This window comes from Burkholderia sp. lig30 (assembly GCF_000687455.2).
Classification (GTDB): Bacteria; Pseudomonadota; Gammaproteobacteria; order Burkholderiales; family Burkholderiaceae; genus Burkholderia.
The window spans coordinates 77,983-93,546 of sequence record NZ_JGVW01000084.1; the positions used below are offsets into that span (position 1 = coordinate 77,983).

Genomic DNA, 15,564 nt, shown 5'->3' on the forward strand with positions numbered 1-15,564 from the left:
CAGCGCGGCACGGATGCAATTGCGATTTGCACGCATCGGCGCGGACGGGACTCGCCTACGTCCCGCAGGCCGCTGAGCGTGTGCACGCGCATCTCTTCGATGTCCCGCCGGAAGTCGCGCGGGCGGCTCCCCCCACCCCGCAGCGGCGTGCCCGCAAGCGGGCACCTGTGGTCAAAAACAAAAATGCCCGCACAAGGCGGGCATTTATTGTTTGGCGGAGCGGACGGGACTCGAACCCGCGACCCCCGGCGTGACAGGCCGGTATTCTAACCGACTGAACTACCGCTCCAGTCTTGCTTCATTACCTGGCAGGCGTCGGTCATTTCCTGCCGGCGCATCGATCGAACACTCGAACGACGCCGAATCTGGCGTCCCCTAGGGGATTCGAACCCCTGTACTCACCGTGAAAGGGTGATGTCCTAGGCCTCTAGACGAAGGGGACAACGTACAGCTTACATCTTTAATACAAAAGCCCGCTCAAAAAATGTCTTGAACGGGCTTCGTTCTGGCGGAGCGGACGGGACTCGAACCCGCGACCCCCGGCGTGACAGGCCGGTATTCTAACCAACTGAACTACCGCTCCAGTCTTGCTTCACTACCTGGCAGGCGTCGGTCATTTCCTGCCGGCGCATCGATCGAACACTCGAACGACGCCGAATCTGGCGTCCCCTAGGGGATTCGAACCCCTGTACTCACCGTGAAAGGGTGATGTCCTAGGCCTCTAGACGAAGGGGACAACGTACAGCTTACATCTTTAATACAAAAGCCCGCTCAAAAAATGTCTTGAACGGGCTTCGTTCTGGCGGAGCGGACGGGACTCGAACCCGCGACCCCCGGCGTGACAGGCCGGTATTCTAACCAACTGAACTACCGCTCCAGTCTTGCTTCACTACCTGGCAGGCGTCGGTCATTTCCTGCCGGCGCATCGATCGAACACTCGAACGACGCCGAATCTGGCGTCCCCTAGGGGATTCGAACCCCTGTACTCACCGTGAAAGGGTGATGTCCTAGGCCTCTAGACGAAGGGGACAACGTACAGCTTACATCTTTAATACAAAAGCCCGCTCAAAAAATGTCTTGAACGGGCTTCGTTCTGGCGGAGCGGACGGGACTCGAACCCGCGACCCCCGGCGTGACAGGCCGGTATTCTAACCAACTGAACTACCGCTCCAACTACTTTAACCGTCACTTGCGGGCGTCGATCAAACTCCCGCAAGCTGCACCGCTTCTCATCGAAGTGACGCCGAATCTGGCGTCCCCTAGGGGATTCGAACCCCTGTACTCACCGTGAAAGGGTGATGTCCTAGGCCTCTAGACGAAGGGGACATAATCTTTTCAGATCTGTCTGGTTTCGCCATTCATTTACGTCAACAGCGAAGACCGAGATTCTGACTGTTTTAAATCGTTTTGTGAAGCTTTTTTTACTGCCCGCTTCACTCAGCGATTTACCGTTCTGTTGGTGGAGGTAAGCGGGATCGAACCGCTGACCTCTTGCATGCCATGCAAGCGCTCTCCCAGCTGAGCTATACCCCCTTGCAGAACAGAAGTGAAATTATAGGGGCCTATTTTTCGTTTGTAAATACCTTTTTTGCGATTCGAGTGAAATTTTTGCGAAGCCGTCAGCGGACAGCTTCGCACCACCCTCACCTTACGCGAGCGCCGACTCGATACGCGACACCACCACGTCACGGCCGAACAGCATCAGCACCGCATCGATCGACGGCGTGTGCGTCGTGCCCGCCACCAGCAGGCGCACCGGCATCGCGAGCTGCGGCATCTTCAGCTTGTGTGCGGACAGCGCCGCCTTCAGCGCCGCAGCGATCGACTCCTTGTTCCACTCGATCGTCTTCAGCGCCGCCGCCAGTTCCGCCAGCGCCGGACGCACCGTATCGGTCACGTGCTGCGCGAGCGCCTCGGCGTCGGGCGCGGGCACGCGGTAGAACATCGCCGCGCCGTCCGCGATCTCCTTGATCGTCGACGCGCGATCCTTCATCAGGCCCATCACACCCTCAAGGTCAGGCCCGTTCGCCAGCGCGCCCTCGTCGATGCCGAGCGCGGCGAAGAACGGCCCGGACAGCCCGGCAAGGCGCGCGTTGTCCGCTTCCTTGATGTAGTGGTTGTTCAGCCAGTTCAGCTTGTCGTGGTCGTACTGCGCCGGCGACTTGCCGAGATGCTCCAGATCGAACCACTCGACGAACTGCTCGCGCGAGAAGATCTCCGCGTCGCCGTGCGACCAGCCGAGGCGCGCCAGATAGTTCAGCACCGCCTCCGGCAGATAGCCGGCGTCGCGGTAGCCCATCACGCTCATCGCGCCGTGACGCTTGCTCATCTTCTCGCCCTGCTCGTTGAGCACGGTCGGCAGGTGCGCATACACCGGCACCTCGCCGCCCAGCGCGCGCAGGATGTTGATCTGGCGCGGCGTGTTGTTCACGTGATCGTCACCGCGGATCACGTGCGTGATCCGCATGTCGAGATCGTCGACCACCACGCAGAAGTTGTAGGTCGGCGTGCCGTCCGGACGCGCGATCACGAGATCGTCGAGCTCTTCGTTCGAGATCTCGATGCGGCCCTTCACCGCATCGTCCCATGCGACGGTGCCGGTGAGCGGGTTGCGGAAGCGCAGCACGGGCTTCACGCCGGCGGGCGGCTCGGGCAGCACCTTGCCCGGCTCGGGACGCCACGTGCCGTCGTAGCGCGGCTTCTCGCCGGCTTCGCGCTGACGCTCGCGCAGCGCATCCAGTTCCTCGGTCGACATGTAGCACGGGTAGACGAGACCGTCGTCGGCCATCTTCGCGAGCACCTCGCGATAGCGGTCCATCCGCTGCATCTGGTAGAACGGGCCTTCGTCGAAATCGAGCTCGAGCCACTTCATCCCTTCGAGGATCGCGTCGACCGACGCCTCGGTCGAACGCTCGACATCGGTGTCCTCGATGCGCAGCACGAACGTGCCTTTCATCTTGCGGGCGAACGCCCACGGATAGAGCGCGGAACGGATGTTGCCCAGATGGATGAAGCCGGTGGGGCTCGGCGCGAAGCGGGTACGGACAGGATGGGTCATAAGCGGTAACTCGGACGCCAGAGGCGCATGATTGAATCGACGCGGGTTCGACGGGGCCAGCCGCGCTGCAACGCGGGGCAGCCGGCACCCGGAACGGAAAGAAGCCGGAATTATACTCGCCCGGACACTGCGTGCAGCGCGCGCCGCTTGCTTTATGATGTGCGCGCCGCGGCCGCCAGCCGGCGCCGCCTTCTGGAACGTACCGGCGCCGCGGGCGCACCGCCCGCCGCCCGAAGCTGGAGAGTTTTCGATGTCTTCCCCTCGCCCGTCGCGCCGCCATTTCGTGATTGCCAGTGCCTGCGCGAGCCTCGCCGCCTGCACGTCGCTCGGCGGCAAGAGCCGCTCCGACACCGCGTCGCCCGCCAATCCCGCGCAGCCGCGCGAAAAACCGGTGCGCATCGGCATCGCGCTTGGCGGCGGCGCCGCGCGCGGCTTCGCGCACATCGGCGTGCTGAAGGCCCTCGAAGCACGCAGCATCCCGGTCGAGCTGGTCGCGGGCACGAGCGCGGGCTCGGTCGTCGGCGCGCTTTACGCGTCCGGCATGAATGCGCTGCAGATGAACAAGCTCGCGCTCGAGATGGACCAGGCGGCGATCAGCGACTGGGCGCTGCCGTTCCGATCGCGCGGCCTGCTGCAGGGCGTCGCGCTGCAGAACTTCCTCAACAAGACGCTCAACAACCGCCCGATCGAGAAGATGGCGAAGCCGCTCGGCATCGTCGCGACGGATCTGCAAAGCGGCCAGCCGATCCTGTTCCAGCACGGCAACACGGGCCTCGCGGTACGCGCGTCGTGCAGCGTGCCGTCGGTGTTCGAGCCGGTGAGGATCGGCAACCGCGAATACGTCGACGGCGGGCTCGTGAGCCCGGTGCCCGCGTCGTACGCGCGCAAGATGGGCGCGGACTTCGTGATCGCGGTGGACATCTCGTCGCGCCCGGAAGGCGCGCCGACCAGCAACCCGATCGACATGCTGATGCAGACGTTTACGATCATGGGCCAGACGATCAAGACCTACGAGCTCGACAAGTATGCCGACGTCGTGATCCGCCCGAATCTCGCCGCGATGGGCGGCAGCGACTTCAACCAGCGCAATGCGGCGATCCTCGCCGGCGAGGAAGCCGTGGCACGCATCATGCCCGAACTGCAGCGCAAGCTCGCCACCGCCCGCGCGGCCACCGCGTAAGCGGCGGTCCCGGGCAGCGAGCGGGCGGGCGCGGCTTCGCGAAGCGCGCCTGCCTGCTGCCTGCCAAAAGAAAAAACCCTGCAGCCCGAAGGCTGCAGGGTTTTTTCTTCGGGTTCAACCGGCGCGGCGTGGCGCTCAGTTACCGCCGTTCATCGCGTCGTTGCCGAGCGTCGCGCGCACGCGCTGGCGCAACTCTTCCGGCTTCATCTGGAACTGCGTCTCGATGCGGCGCGCGCCGTTGAAACGCTGTTCCCAGTAGCCGCTATCGAGATCGTCGACACGCACCGTGCTGCCGGTCGACGGCGAATGCACGAATTTGTTGTCGCCGATGTAGATGCCGACGTGCGAGAACGAACGGCGCAGCGTGTTGAAGAACACGAGATCGCCCGGCTTGAGCTCGCTCATGCGCACCTTCTCGCCGACGCGGCTCATTTCCTCGGCGCGGCGCGGCAGCGACATGCCGAGCGTGTCCTGGAACACGTAGCGGACGAAGCCGCTGCAATCGAGGCCCGAATCGGGCGTGTTGCCGCCCCAGCGGTAACGCACGCCGATCATGTTCAGCGCGCCGACGACGACGTCGCCCGCCTTCCCCGCCATGCCGGACAGGAACGACTTCGCACCGCCGCCTTCGGTGGCCGGTTGAACGTTTGCCTGCGCACTCGAAGAGGAATTCGACCCGGATTGAGTCGAAAATGCGGCATTTTGATTAAAGTTGCTCGCTTCGTCGGCGAACGCGCCGGGAGCTGCAGCGAAAAGAGCGCCGACGAACATCCCGGCGAGGGCCCGCGCGCATACCTGGGTCAGGGATCTGTGCTGCATTGGTCGATGGATTGTGCTTAAAAATCAGCTGATTGGCGAAAATTTTGATCGATAGTAGCCAGCGAGTAATCGTTTGTCAAAGTGAATAGGAAAATTCAATCGGGATACCCGCACCATTGGGGCGATTCACTCACGCCAGACCGATTTCAGCAGTTTTTGCGTGTACGGATGTGACGGTTTCATAAAAATGTCATCGACATCGCCGGACTCGACGATCTCGCCGCCCTGCATCACCGCGACCCGGTGCGCCATCGCGCCGATCACCTCCAGGTCGTGACTGATGAACACATAGCCGAGGTTGTATTTCTGCTGCAGGCTCGCGAGCAGCTTCAGCACCTGCTGCTGGATCGACACGTCGAGCGCCGAGGTCGGCTCGTCAAGGATCAACACGCGCGGCTCGACCACGAGCGCGCGCGCGATCGCGATGCGCTGGCGCTGGCCGCCCGAGAACTCGTGCGGGTAACGCTGCATCACGGTCCGGTCCAGCCCCACCTCGCGCAGCACCGCGAGCGACTTCGCTCGGCGCGCGTCGGCCGACAGGTCCGGGCGATGCAGCGCGAGCCCCTCGCCGACGATCCGCTCGATCGTCTGGCGCGGCGACAGCGAACTGAACGGATCCTGGAACACGACCTGCATGCTTGCTCGCAGCGCGGTCTGCTCGCGGCCGCGATAGTCCGACAGCGCGCGGCCCTGGAATTCGATCTCGCCGTGCGCGGTCTTCTGCAGCCCGAGCAGCGCCATCGCGAGCGTCGACTTGCCGGAGCCGGACTCGCCGACGATGCCGAGTGTCTCGCCTTGCCGCACGGCCACGCTCGCATCGGACACGGCCGTGAAATACGCCGGCTTGAACCAGCCGGCGATGCCCGGGCGCGGGCGCGCGAACCGCACGCTCACGTCGCGCGCCTCGAGCACGACGGGTGCGATCGGCAGCACCGGCGCGACGGTGCGTTGCGGCCGGCTGTGCAACAGACGCTGCGTATAGGGATGCTCGGGGGCGTCGAATATCTGCTCGACCGGCCCGCTCTCGACGAGCCGGCCCCGCTCCATCACCGCGACGCGTTCGGCGAAGCGCCGCACCAGGTTCAGGTCGTGCGTGATCAGCAGGATCGCCATGCCGCGCTTTTCGGCTTCCTCGCGCTGCAACTCCAGCAGCAGATCGACGATCTGCGCGCGAATCGTCACGTCGAGCGCGGTGGTCGGCTCGTCGGCAAGCAGAAGGCGCGGCCGGCACGCGAGCGCCATCGCGATCATCACGCGCTGCCGCTGCCCGCCGGACAGCTGGTGCGGATAGCTGTCGACCCGCTTGTCCGGCTCGGCGATCCCGGTGCGCGCGAGCAGCGCGATCGCGCGCGTGCGCGCCTCGGCGGCCGTCACGCCGTCGTGCAGCACGATCGTCTCGGCGATCTGCGCGCCGATCGTGTAGAGCGGATTGAGCGCCGTCATCGGCTCCTGGAAGATCATCGCGATGTCCGAGCCGCGCAGCCCGCGCATCTCCCGCTCGCTCTTGCCCGCGAGATCCTCGCCGGCAAAGCGGATCGTGCCGCTCACGTCGGCGTCGCTCAGCAGGCGCAGGATCGACAGCGCCGTCACGCTCTTGCCTGAACCCGACTCGCCGACGAGTGCGACGCGCTCGCCGCGACCGATCGACAGCGTCACCTCGTCGACCGCGACGGTGTCGCCGAAACGCACCCGCAGGCGCTCGATCGACAGCAGCGGCTCGCCCTGCCGCGGCGTGGCCACGGCGCTCATCGTCCGCCTCCGGCCGCGCGCGCGGTGTCGGCGATGCGCGTGTCGAGCGCGTTGCGCAGCGCGTCGCCCATGAAGGTCAGCAGCAGCAGCGTCGTGACGAGCACGCCGAACGTCGTCAGCGAGATCCACCATGCGTCGAGGTTGCCCTTGCCCTGCGCGAGCAGCTCGCCGAGGCTCGGCGTCGGCGGCGGCACGCCGAGGCCGAGGAAGTCGAGACTGGTAAGCGCGAGGATCGCGCCGCTCATCCGGAACGGCAGGAACGTGATCACGGGCGTCAGGCTGTTCGGCAGCACGTGGCGCCAGATGATCTGCCAGCTCGACAGCCCCATCGCGCGCGCCGCGCGCACGTAGTCCTGCGTGCGGTTGCGCAGGCATTCCGCGCGCACGTAGTCGGACAGCCCGATCCAGCCGAACAGCGACAGCAGCACGATCAGCAGCACGAAGCTCGGCTCGAAGATCGACGCGAAGATGATCAGCAGGTACAGCTCCGGCAGCGAGCTCCAGATCTCGATCAGCCGCTGGCCGACGATGTCGATGCGCCCGCCGAAGAAGCCCTGCACCGCGCCCGCCAAGATGCCGAGCACCGTGCCGATCGCGGTCAGGATCAGCCCGAATTCGACCGACACGCGAAATCCGTAGACGAGCCGCGCGAGCAGGTCGCGCCCCTGCGCGTCGGTGCCGAGCCAGTTCGCGCGCGAAGGCGGCGCGGGGTTCGGCACGTTCGAGAAGTAGTTCAGCGTGTCGTAGTGGTAGCGGTTCGGCGGATAGACGACGAAGTTGCCGGGCGCCGCGAGGCGCTTCTGGATGTATGGATCGAGGTAGTCGGCGGGCGTCGGGAAGTCGCCGCCGAAGGCCGTCTCCGGGTACGCATGGAACATCGGGAAATAGTAGTGGCCGTCATAGCGGACGACGAGCGGCTTGTCGTTCGACCACAGCGGCGCCGCGAGGCTGGCGGCGAACGCGGCGACGAAGATCATGAAGCTCCAGTAGCCGAGGCGCTGCTGCGTGAAACGCCGCCAGACCCGGCGCGCGGGCGACGGCGACACGCGCGCACGCGCGGCGTCGAGGCGGGAAGGCACGGCGGCTTGGTTCAAGTCAGCGCTCCAGTTGTTCGAATTGAATGCGCGGGTCGACCCACACGTAGCACAGATCGGAGACCAGCTTGGTCGCGAGCCCGATCAGCGTAAACAGGTACAGCGTGCCGAGCACGACCGGATAATCGCGCCGCACGACCGACTCGTAGGACAACAGCCCGAGCCCGTCGAGCGAGAACAGCGTCTCGATCAGCAGGCTGCCGGTGAAGAACGCGCCGATGAACGCGGCCGGAAAGCCGACGACGAGCGGCAGCATCGCGTTGCGGAACACGTGCTTCCACAGCACGCTGCGCTCGGACAGCCCTTTCGCGCGCGCGGTCAGTACGTATTGCCGGCGGATCTCGTCGAGGAACGCGTTCTTGGTCAGCATCGTCACGACCGCGAAGCTGCCGACGACCGACGCGGTGATCGGCAGCGCGATGTGCCACAGATAGTCGAGGATCTTGCCCATCGTCGACAGCTCGGCGAAGTTGTCCGACGTGAGGCCGCGCAGCGGGAAGATTTGCCAGAACGACCCGCCGCCGAACAGCACCAGCAGCAGCACGCCGAGCACGAAGCCGGGGATCGCGTAGCCGACCAGCACGACGAGGCTCGTCGCGAGGTCGAACGGCGAGCCGTTGCGCACCGCCTTCGCGATGCCGAGCGGCACCGAGATCAGGTAGGTGAGGAAGAACGTCCAGAGCCCGATGCTGATCGATACCGGCAGCTTCGACACGATCAGCGACCAGACGCTCTGGTGACGGAAATAACTGTCGCCGAGATCGAAGCGCGCGAAGCGCTCGAGCATCAGCACGTAGCGCTCGAGCGGCGGCTTGTCGAAGCCGTAGAGCGCCTTGAGCTGCGCGAGCTGCTGCGGATCGACGCCCGTATGCGCGCGCATCCCGAACGGCACCGCGCCCTGCTCGGCGCCCTTTCGCAGCTCCTGCACGGCCTGCTCGACCGGGCCGCCCGGCACGAACTGGATCACGGCGAACGTGATCGTCAGCACGCCGACGAGTGTCGGGATCATCAGCAACAGGCGTTTGAGGATGTAACTCCACATGGGCGGCAACTCGCGGTGATTGGCAATGAAGGGACGGCGGCGCGCACGGCAGGCGTCAGCCGCCCGGCTTGATCCACCAGGTCGACACGACCCAGCCCTCCGCCGAATAGTACAGCGGCAGCGCCGTCGGATAGGCAAGCGTGCGCTTGTACGCGATCCGGTGCGTCGTGCTGTACCACTGCGGGATCGCGTAACGGCCGTGCATCAGCACGCGATCGAGCGCGTGGGTCGCGTCGAGCATCTGCTCGCGCGTCTGCGCGGCGCCGAGCGTCTGCAGCAGCGCGTCGACGGCCGGCGACTTGAGCCCGATCACGTTGTCCGAGCCCTGCACGTCGGCGAACTTGCTGCCGAAGCGCGCGAACTGCTCGGCGCCCGGCACCTGCACGCCCGGATAGCGGATCGTCGTCATGTCGTAGTCGAACGCGTCGAGCCGCTTTTGCAGCAGCGCGTAGTCGGCGGTGCGGAACGTCGCGTCGATGCCGAGCTTCGCCAGGTTGCGCTGGTACGCGGTGACGATCGGCTCCATCGCCGAGCCGGAATCGTCGAGGATCTCGAACGTGAACGGCTCGCCCTGCGCGTTGCGCAGTGCGCCGTCGCGGTATGTCCAGCCGGCCTCGGCGAGGAGTGCGCGCGCCTCGAGCAGGTTCGCGCGCAGCGAGCCGGGCCGGTTCGTGTCGGGCTGCGTGACCATCGGCCCGAACACCGCCGGGTCGAGCTGCGCGCGCAACGGCTCGAGCAGCGCCAGCTCGCCCGCGCCCGGCATGCCCGTCGCCTGCAGGCTGGTATCCGCGAAATAGCTGTCAAGACGCGTGTAGCCGCCGTAGAAGAGCTGCCGGTTCAGCCATTCGAAGTCGAACGCGAGGTCGAGCGCGCGCCGCACCCGCACGTCGCGAAACTGCGGCCGGCGCAGGTTCATCATGAAACCCTGCATCCCGGCGCCGTTGTGCTGGCGGAATTCCCGCTTGATCAGCTCTCCGCTGTCGAAGCGCTTGCCGACGTCGCGCCGCACCCAGTTGCGCGCGATGTATTCGACGAGCACGTCGTATTCGCCGGCCTTGAACGCCTCGAGACGCGCGACGCCGTCCCCGTACAGCTTGTAGACGATCCGCTCGAAGTTGTAGGTGCCGACCCGCACCGGCAGGCCGGCGCCCCAGTACGCGGGGTTGCGCCGGTACGTGATCGTGCGCCCGCTGTCGTAGCGCTCGATCAGGTACGGCCCGCTGCCGATCGGCTCCTGGAATGCGAGCTGGTCGAACGGCACGCGCGTGCCGTCCGGCCGCAGCCCCCACTTGCGCGAGAACACCGGCACGCCGCCCGCGATCAGCGGCAGCTCGCGATTGCGCCGGCGGAACTCGAAGCGCACGGTGGCCGGATCGACGATCACCGCACGCGAAATGTCCGCGAAGTACGCGCCGAACTGCGGCGCGGCCAGGCGGCTCTTCAGCGTGTCGAACGAATACTTGACGTCTTCCGCCGTCACCGGATCGCCGTTCGAGAAGCGCGCGCGCGGATTCAGGTGGAACGTGACCGACAGGCCGTCCGGCGCGACCGCGATGTCGTCCGCGAGCAGGCCGTACGCGGACGCAGGCTCGTCCGAGCTGCCCGTCGTCAGGCTCTCGAACAGCAGGTCGATGCCGGGCGCGGGATTGCCGCGCATCGTGTACGGGTTGAACTTGTCGAACGACGTCAGGCGGCTCGGGTTCGCCAGCACCAGCGTGCCGCCCTTCGGCGCATCCGGATTCACGTAGTCGAAATGCTTGAAGCCCGGCGGATATTTCGGCGCGCCGTACTGCGCGATCGCATATGCCGCATGCGCGGCGGACGCCGCGAAAAGCGCCTGCGCCAGCAGGCAGGCGGCCGCGCGGCAGGCGGCCCGCATCGTGCCGGCCGCGCGCGCCGCCGCGCCGGATCGGGCGCGCGCGGCGGCGGCCCGGGGCGAACCCGTCGTCATAAAGGCCCTGTCAGTCGATTGAAGGTGGCAATGTGAGAGAATTCTACCCACTCGAAACCGATTACAGTCATCCGCCGCCCGTCGCCGCACGGGTGCGCGTGCATCAAATAGGAGAATTCATGGGCTTTCTCGCTGGTAAACGTATTCTGCTGACGGGCCTTCTGTCGAACCGCTCGATCGCCTACGGCATCGCGCAGGCCTGCAAGCGCGAAGGCGCCGAACTGGCGTTCACGTATGTCGGCGACCGCTTCAAGGACCGCATCACCGAGTTCGCGGCCGAATTCGACAGCAAGCTGGTGTTCCCGTGCGACGTGGCCGACGACGCGCAGATCGACGCGCTGTTCGCATCGCTGAAGCAGCACTGGGACACGCTCGACGGCGTCGTCCACTCGATCGGCTTCGCGCCGCGCGAAGCGATCGCGGGCGACTTCCTCGACGGCATGACGCGCGAGAACTTCCGCATCGCGCATGACATCTCCGCATACAGCTTCCCCGCGCTCGCGAAGGCCGCGCTGCCGATGCTGTCGGACAACGCGGCACTGCTGACGCTGTCGTATCTCGGCGCGGAACGGGCCATCCCGAACTACAACACGATGGGCCTCGCGAAGGCGTCGCTCGAAGCGAGCGTGCGCTATCTCGCGGTGTCGCTCGGCGCGAAGGGCGTTCGCGTCAACGGCATCTCGGCCGGCCCGATCAAGACGCTCGCGGCAAGCGGCATCAAGAGCTTCGGCAAGATCCTCGACTTCGTCGAGCACAACGCGCCGCTCAAGCGCAACGTAACGATCGAGCAGGTCGGCAACGCGGGCGCATTCCTGCTGTCCGATCTCGCCAGCGGCGTGACGGCCGAGATCATGCACGTCGACAGCGGCTTTTCCGCGGTGGTCGGCGGCATGGCCGGGCTCGACGAATAAGCCGCGCGGGCGCCTCGCCCGCCGCTGCGCCCAGCCAAAGAAAAACCGCCCCGAGGGGCGGTTTTTTCATGGCCTGCGGGGCCGTGCCGCATCGCGCGCGGGCCGCGCGTCAACGCCAGCCTTCATGGCGGCCGCGGTCATGGTCCCAATGGTCGCCGCGGCCGTGATCCCCACGGTCGCCGCGGTCGTGATCCCAGTGGTCGCGGCCGTGGTGGCGATACCAGTCGTCGCGATCCCAGTAGCGGCGGCCATCCCAGTAACGGTCGCCGTGCCAGCCCATCACGATCGCCGGCGCGGGCGCGACGTACACGGGCGCCGGCTGGTACACGACGGGCGGCGGCGGCGGCGCGTACACCGGCGCGGGCTCGACGTAGACCGGCGCCGGCACGCCGACGTTGATCCCGACACTGACACCCGCCATTGCTACGCCCGACACGAGCAAGGCTGTAAGACCGGTCATGAGCGAGGCAATACGCAAGGTCTTCATGGACTCCCCTTCTGGTTCAATCGTTGGTGACTCGACTATAGCGGCATCGGCCGCGCACGCATATTTCCACTTTGTAAGAACTGATGCGCGGGATCGCATCCCGGTCGAGCCGCTTACATCCTGTAACATCCGCGCCCGTCGCGTCGGCCCGGGCGCGCCGCCGCGGATGATACGGCATCTGCGCGGCACGCATCGGCCGGGCCGCGACCGCCCCGCCATCCGCAGGCACACGCCGCCGTGCGCAAAAGAAAACGGCACGCATTGCGTGCCGTCTGTCGCCGCCGGCCGCGCCGGCGACGGAACGTCGGCGAGGCGGAGGCCCCTCGCCGCGTCGCGCTATCGGGACATCATGTTCATGCTGACGTTGTGCATCACCCACAGCGTCCCGACGATCACGATCGCGCCGGTCAGCACCGTGTAGCTGAACGCCATCACGTTCCAGCGCTGGCTGGACGAACCGTTCATGTGCAGGAAGTACACCAGATGCACGACGATCTGCACGAACGCGAGCGCGGCGATCGCGATCAGCGACGCATGCGGCGACAGCACGCCGCCCATCACGAGGCCGAACGACGCGGCCGTCAGCACGACCGACAGGATGAAGCCGGCGACATAGCTGCCGATGCTGCCGTGCCCTTCTTCGAGGTGAGACGAATGCGATTGGGCCATTTAGATCACGCTCGCGAGATAGACAAAGGAAAACACGCAGATCCACACGATGTCGAGGAAGTGCCAGAACAGGCTCAGGCACGTCAGGCGGCGGATGTCGCGCTCGGACAGCTCGGCGCGGCCGGCGATCTGCAGGACCAGCACGACCATCCACACGAGGCCGACGGTCACGTGCAGGCCGTGCGTGCCGACCAGCGTGAAGAACGCCGACAGGAACGCGCTGCGTCCCGGCCCCGCGCCTTCGGCGATCAGGTGCGAGAACTCGCGCAGTTCCATCGACAGGAACGCGGCGCCGAGCAGGAACGTGACGGCGAGCCAGCCGATCGTCGCGCCGCGCTTGTGCTGGTGCGCGCCGAGCATCGCGAAACCGTAGGTGATGCTGGAGAGCAGCAGCGCCGCGGTCTCGACCGCCACGCCCGGAATGTCGAACAGATCCTTCGCGGTCGGCCCGCCCGCATGCTGCGGGCCGAGCACCGCGTACACAGCGAACAGCGCCGCGAAGATCACGCAGTCGGTCATCAGGTACAGCCAGAAGCCGAACACCGAGTGCGACGGCGGATGATCGTGCAGATTGACGCTCAAGGTTTTCTGCAGCATCAGTTGGCCTCCAGTTCTACGTCGTCGACGCGCGTCGCCACACGCGTGCGGTGATGCTTCTCTTCGATCGCGCGGACCGTCGATGCGGGAATGTAGTAGCCGTCGTTGTCACGCGAGCTGTAGATCACGAGCGTCGCGACGATGCCGACCAGCCCGGCGATCGCGAGCCACCAGATGTGCCATACGCCTGCGAAGCCGAGCACGAGGCTGAAGATCCCGATGAACAGGCCCGCGCTGGTATTCGACGGCATGTGGATGTCCTGGTACGACGCCTGCTTGCCGAGGCCGTGCCCGCGCGCCTTCATGTCGGCCAGCGCGTCGAGTTCGCGCACTTCGGGGATCACCGCGAAGTTGTACGCGGGCGCCGGCGAGGCCATCGCCCACTCGAGCGTGCGGCCGCCCCACGGATCGCCGGTCGTGTCGCGGTAGGCCGGCAGGTTGCGGTTGCGGATACTGACGACGAGCTGCAGCAACTGGCATCCGATGCCGATCGCGATCAGCACGGCGCCGAACGCGGCGACCAGCAGCCACGGATGCCATGCCGGGTTGTCGTAATGGTTGATGCGGCGCGTCATGCCCATGAAGCCGAGCACGTAGAGCGGCACGAACGCGACGTAGAAGCCGACCTGCCAGAACCAGAACGCGGCCTTGCCGAGCTTCTCGTTCAGCTTGAAGCCGAACGCCTTCGGGAACCAGTAGTTGAAGCCCGCGAGATAGCCGAACAGCACGCCGCCGATGATCACGTTGTGGAAGTGCGCGATCAGGAACAGGCTGTTGTGCAGCACGAAGTCGGCACCGGGGATCGCCATCATCACGCCGGTCATGCCGCCGAGCGTGAACGTGACCATGAAGCCGATCGTCCACAGCACCGGCGTCGAGAACTCGAGCCGGCCGCGATAGATCGTGAACAGCCAGTTGAACACCTTCACGCCGGTCGGGATCGCGATGATCATCGTCATGATCCCGAAGAACGCATTGACGTTCGCGCCCGAGCCCATCGTGAAGAAGTGATGCAGCCAGACGAGGAACGACAGCACCATGATCGCGCAGCTCGCGTACACCATCGTCTTGTAGCCGAACAGCGGCTTCTTCGCGTAGGTCGCGACGACTTCCGAGAAAATCCCGAATGCCGGCAGGACCAGGATGTACACCTCCGGATGCCCCCACGCCCAGATCAGGTTCAGGTACAGCATCGCGTTGCCGCCGGCTTCGTTCGTGAAGAAGTGCATGCCGAGGTAGCGGTCGAGGCCGAGCAGCGCGAGCGTCGCGGTCAGGACCGGGAACGACGCCATGATCAGCACGTTCGTGCACAGCGCGGTCCACGTAAACACCGGCATCTTCATCAGCGTCATGCCCGGCGCGCGCATCTTGATGATCGTCACGAAGAAGTTGATGCCGGTCAGCAGCGTGCCGACGCCCGAGATCTGCAGCGCCCACAGGTAGTAGTCGACGCCCACGCCCGGACTGAACTGCAGCTCCGACAGCGGCGGATACGCAAGCCAGCCGGTCTGCGCGAATTCGCCGATCACGAGCGAGATGTTGATCAGGATCGCGCTGACCGCCGTCATCCAGAAGGAGAGCGAGTTGATGAACGGGTAGGCGACGTCGCGCGCGCCGATCTGCAGCGGCACGATCAGGTTCATCAGGCCGACCATGAACACCATCGCCATGAAGAAGATCATGATGACGCCGTGCGCGGTGAACACCTGGTCATAGTGATGCGGTGGCAGGTAGCCGGGGCCGTTGTACGAGAGCGCGAGCTGCAGGCGCATCATGATCGCGTCGGCGAAGCCGCGCAGCAGCATGATGAACGCGACGATGATGTACATCACGCCCAGCCGCTTGTGGTCGACCGTGGTGAGCCATTCGGTCCACAGCCATTTCCATTTGCCGGTGAGCGTCAGAGCGGCGAGGATGCCCAGCACGGCCAGCCCCATGAGGGCGCCCGCCCCCATGATGATGGGCTGATCGAACGGGATCGCCGAGAGTGTCAGTTTGCCGAACATG

12 protein-coding genes and 9 tRNA genes are annotated in these 15,564 nt (G+C 65.7%); 2 read left to right on the forward strand and 19 right to left on the reverse strand.

All coding sequences use genetic code 11. The annotated features are described in order from the left end of the window. Positions 1 to 212: 212 nt before the first annotated feature. The 10 genes from LIG30_RS15215 to gltX all read right to left on the reverse strand — a co-directional run bounded on the left by LIG30_RS15215 (position 213) and on the right by gltX (position 3,058). A tRNA-Asp gene (locus LIG30_RS15215) sits at positions 213 to 289 on the reverse strand. Positions 290 to 366: 77 nt separating this feature from the next. Continuing rightward, a tRNA-Glu gene (locus tag LIG30_RS15220) sits at positions 367 to 442 on the reverse strand. Positions 443 to 506: 64 nt separating this feature from the next. Then, a tRNA-Asp gene (locus tag LIG30_RS15225) sits at positions 507 to 583 on the reverse strand. A gap of 77 nt (positions 584 to 660) precedes the next feature. Continuing rightward, positions 661 to 736 (reverse strand) — tRNA-Glu (locus LIG30_RS15230). Between the two features lie 64 nt (positions 737 to 800). Continuing rightward, positions 801 to 877, reverse strand: a tRNA-Asp gene (locus tag LIG30_RS15235). 77 nt (positions 878 to 954) lie between these two features. Next, positions 955 to 1,030, reverse strand: a tRNA-Glu gene (locus tag LIG30_RS15240). Positions 1,031 to 1,094: 64 nt separating this feature from the next. Further along, positions 1,095 to 1,171: transfer RNA gene (locus LIG30_RS15245), tRNA-Asp, on the reverse strand. Between the two features lie 79 nt (positions 1,172 to 1,250). Next, positions 1,251 to 1,326: transfer RNA gene (locus LIG30_RS15250), tRNA-Glu, on the reverse strand. A gap of 131 nt (positions 1,327 to 1,457) precedes the next feature. Next, a tRNA-Ala gene (locus tag LIG30_RS15255) sits at positions 1,458 to 1,533 on the reverse strand. Positions 1,534 to 1,648: 115 nt separating this feature from the next. Beyond that, positions 1,649 to 3,058: a glutamate--tRNA ligase gene (gene gltX / locus LIG30_RS15260; RefSeq protein WP_038713439.1), complete on the reverse strand. Its 1,410-nt coding sequence runs from the start codon at positions 3,056 to 3,058 to the stop codon at positions 1,649 to 1,651. Positions 3,059 to 3,215: 157 nt separating this feature from the next. On the opposite strand from gltX, the gene LIG30_RS15265 reads away from it, so the two are divergent. Continuing rightward, complete coding sequence (locus LIG30_RS15265) at positions 3,216 to 4,238, forward strand: patatin-like phospholipase family protein (RefSeq protein ID WP_442856859.1); 1,023 nt, start codon at positions 3,216 to 3,218, stop codon at positions 4,236 to 4,238. A 135-nt stretch (positions 4,239 to 4,373) separates the two neighbouring features. On the opposite strand, the gene LIG30_RS15270 is transcribed toward LIG30_RS15265, so the two are convergent. The 5 genes from LIG30_RS15270 to LIG30_RS15290 form a co-directional block, all read right to left on the reverse strand. Further along, the gene (locus LIG30_RS15270; RefSeq protein WP_038713441.1) at positions 4,374 to 5,057 is read right to left on the reverse strand and encodes a C40 family peptidase; all 684 of its coding nucleotides are present in this window, start codon (positions 5,055 to 5,057) and stop codon (positions 4,374 to 4,376) included. Positions 5,058 to 5,183: 126 nt separating this feature from the next. Continuing rightward, positions 5,184 to 6,806 carry an ABC transporter ATP-binding protein gene (locus LIG30_RS15275; RefSeq protein ID WP_038713442.1) on the reverse strand — a complete coding sequence of 541 codons (1,623 nt, stop codon included), beginning with the start codon at positions 6,804 to 6,806 and terminating at the stop codon, positions 5,184 to 5,186. After that, on the reverse strand, positions 6,803 to 7,900 hold the full coding sequence (locus LIG30_RS15280) for an ABC transporter permease (protein WP_038713443.1): 1,098 nt from the start codon (positions 7,898 to 7,900) through the stop codon (positions 6,803 to 6,805). The genes LIG30_RS15275 and LIG30_RS15280 overlap by 4 nt, the downstream gene beginning before the upstream one ends. A 1-nt stretch (position 7,901) precedes the next feature. Next, on the reverse strand, positions 7,902 to 8,942 hold the full coding sequence (locus LIG30_RS15285; RefSeq protein WP_038713444.1) for a microcin C ABC transporter permease YejB: 1,041 nt from the start codon (positions 8,940 to 8,942) through the stop codon (positions 7,902 to 7,904). Between the two features lie 55 nt (positions 8,943 to 8,997). Then, positions 8,998 to 10,893 carry an extracellular solute-binding protein gene (locus LIG30_RS15290; protein ID WP_038713445.1) on the reverse strand — a complete coding sequence of 632 codons (1,896 nt, stop codon included), beginning with the start codon at positions 10,891 to 10,893 and terminating at the stop codon, positions 8,998 to 9,000. Positions 10,894 to 11,012: 119 nt separating this feature from the next. Between LIG30_RS15290 and fabI the strand changes: the two genes are divergently transcribed. Beyond that, on the forward strand, positions 11,013 to 11,804 hold the full coding sequence (fabI, locus tag LIG30_RS15295; RefSeq protein WP_038713446.1) for an enoyl-ACP reductase FabI: 792 nt from the start codon (positions 11,013 to 11,015) through the stop codon (positions 11,802 to 11,804). 109 nt (positions 11,805 to 11,913) lie between these two features. Here fabI and LIG30_RS15300 read toward each other — a convergent pair whose 3' ends face one another. From LIG30_RS15300 to cyoB, 4 genes are all read right to left on the reverse strand, one after another. Then, the gene (locus tag LIG30_RS15300) at positions 11,914 to 12,291 is read right to left on the reverse strand and encodes a hypothetical protein (RefSeq protein WP_038713447.1); all 378 of its coding nucleotides are present in this window, start codon (positions 12,289 to 12,291) and stop codon (positions 11,914 to 11,916) included. A 336-nt stretch (positions 12,292 to 12,627) separates the two neighbouring features. After that, positions 12,628 to 12,960, reverse strand: coding sequence for a cytochrome o ubiquinol oxidase subunit IV (gene cyoD, locus LIG30_RS15305; RefSeq protein ID WP_038713448.1), 333 nt, complete (start codon positions 12,958 to 12,960; stop codon positions 12,628 to 12,630). Then, on the reverse strand, positions 12,961 to 13,557 hold the full coding sequence (gene cyoC, locus LIG30_RS15310) for a cytochrome o ubiquinol oxidase subunit III (RefSeq protein WP_038713449.1): 597 nt from the start codon (positions 13,555 to 13,557) through the stop codon (positions 12,961 to 12,963). Beyond that, positions 13,557 to 15,563: a cytochrome o ubiquinol oxidase subunit I gene (gene cyoB, locus LIG30_RS15315; protein WP_038713450.1), complete on the reverse strand. Its 2,007-nt coding sequence runs from the start codon at positions 15,561 to 15,563 to the stop codon at positions 13,557 to 13,559. Before cyoB ends, cyoC begins: the two co-directional genes overlap by 1 nt. Position 15,564: the final 1 nt, after the last annotated feature.

Excerpts from the sequence above, each read along its gene's own strand:
- gltX (WP_038713439.1), bottom strand. The coding sequence starts at position 3,058 with ATGACCCATCCTGTCCGTACCCGCTTCGCGCCGAGCCCCACCGGCTTC.
- LIG30_RS15265 (WP_442856859.1), top strand. The coding sequence starts at position 3,216 with ATGTGCGCGCCGCGGCCGCCAGCCGGCGCCGCCTTCTGGAACGTACCG.
- LIG30_RS15270 (WP_038713441.1), bottom strand. The coding sequence starts at position 5,057 with ATGCAGCACAGATCCCTGACCCAGGTATGCGCGCGGGCCCTCGCCGGG.
- LIG30_RS15275 (WP_038713442.1), bottom strand. The coding sequence starts at position 6,806 with ATGAGCGCCGTGGCCACGCCGCGGCAGGGCGAGCCGCTGCTGTCGATC.
- LIG30_RS15285 (WP_038713444.1), bottom strand. The coding sequence starts at position 8,942 with ATGTGGAGTTACATCCTCAAACGCCTGTTGCTGATGATCCCGACACTC.
- LIG30_RS15290 (WP_038713445.1), bottom strand. The coding sequence starts at position 10,893 with ATGACGACGGGTTCGCCCCGGGCCGCCGCCGCGCGCGCCCGATCCGGC.
- fabI (WP_038713446.1), top strand. The coding sequence starts at position 11,013 with ATGGGCTTTCTCGCTGGTAAACGTATTCTGCTGACGGGCCTTCTGTCG.
- LIG30_RS15300 (WP_038713447.1), bottom strand. The coding sequence starts at position 12,291 with ATGAAGACCTTGCGTATTGCCTCGCTCATGACCGGTCTTACAGCCTTG.
- cyoD (WP_038713448.1), bottom strand. The coding sequence starts at position 12,960 with ATGGCCCAATCGCATTCGTCTCACCTCGAAGAAGGGCACGGCAGCATC.
- cyoC (WP_038713449.1), bottom strand. The coding sequence starts at position 13,557 with ATGCTGCAGAAAACCTTGAGCGTCAATCTGCACGATCATCCGCCGTCG.
- cyoB (WP_038713450.1), bottom strand. The coding sequence starts at position 15,563 with ATGTTCGGCAAACTGACACTCTCGGCGATCCCGTTCGATCAGCCCATC.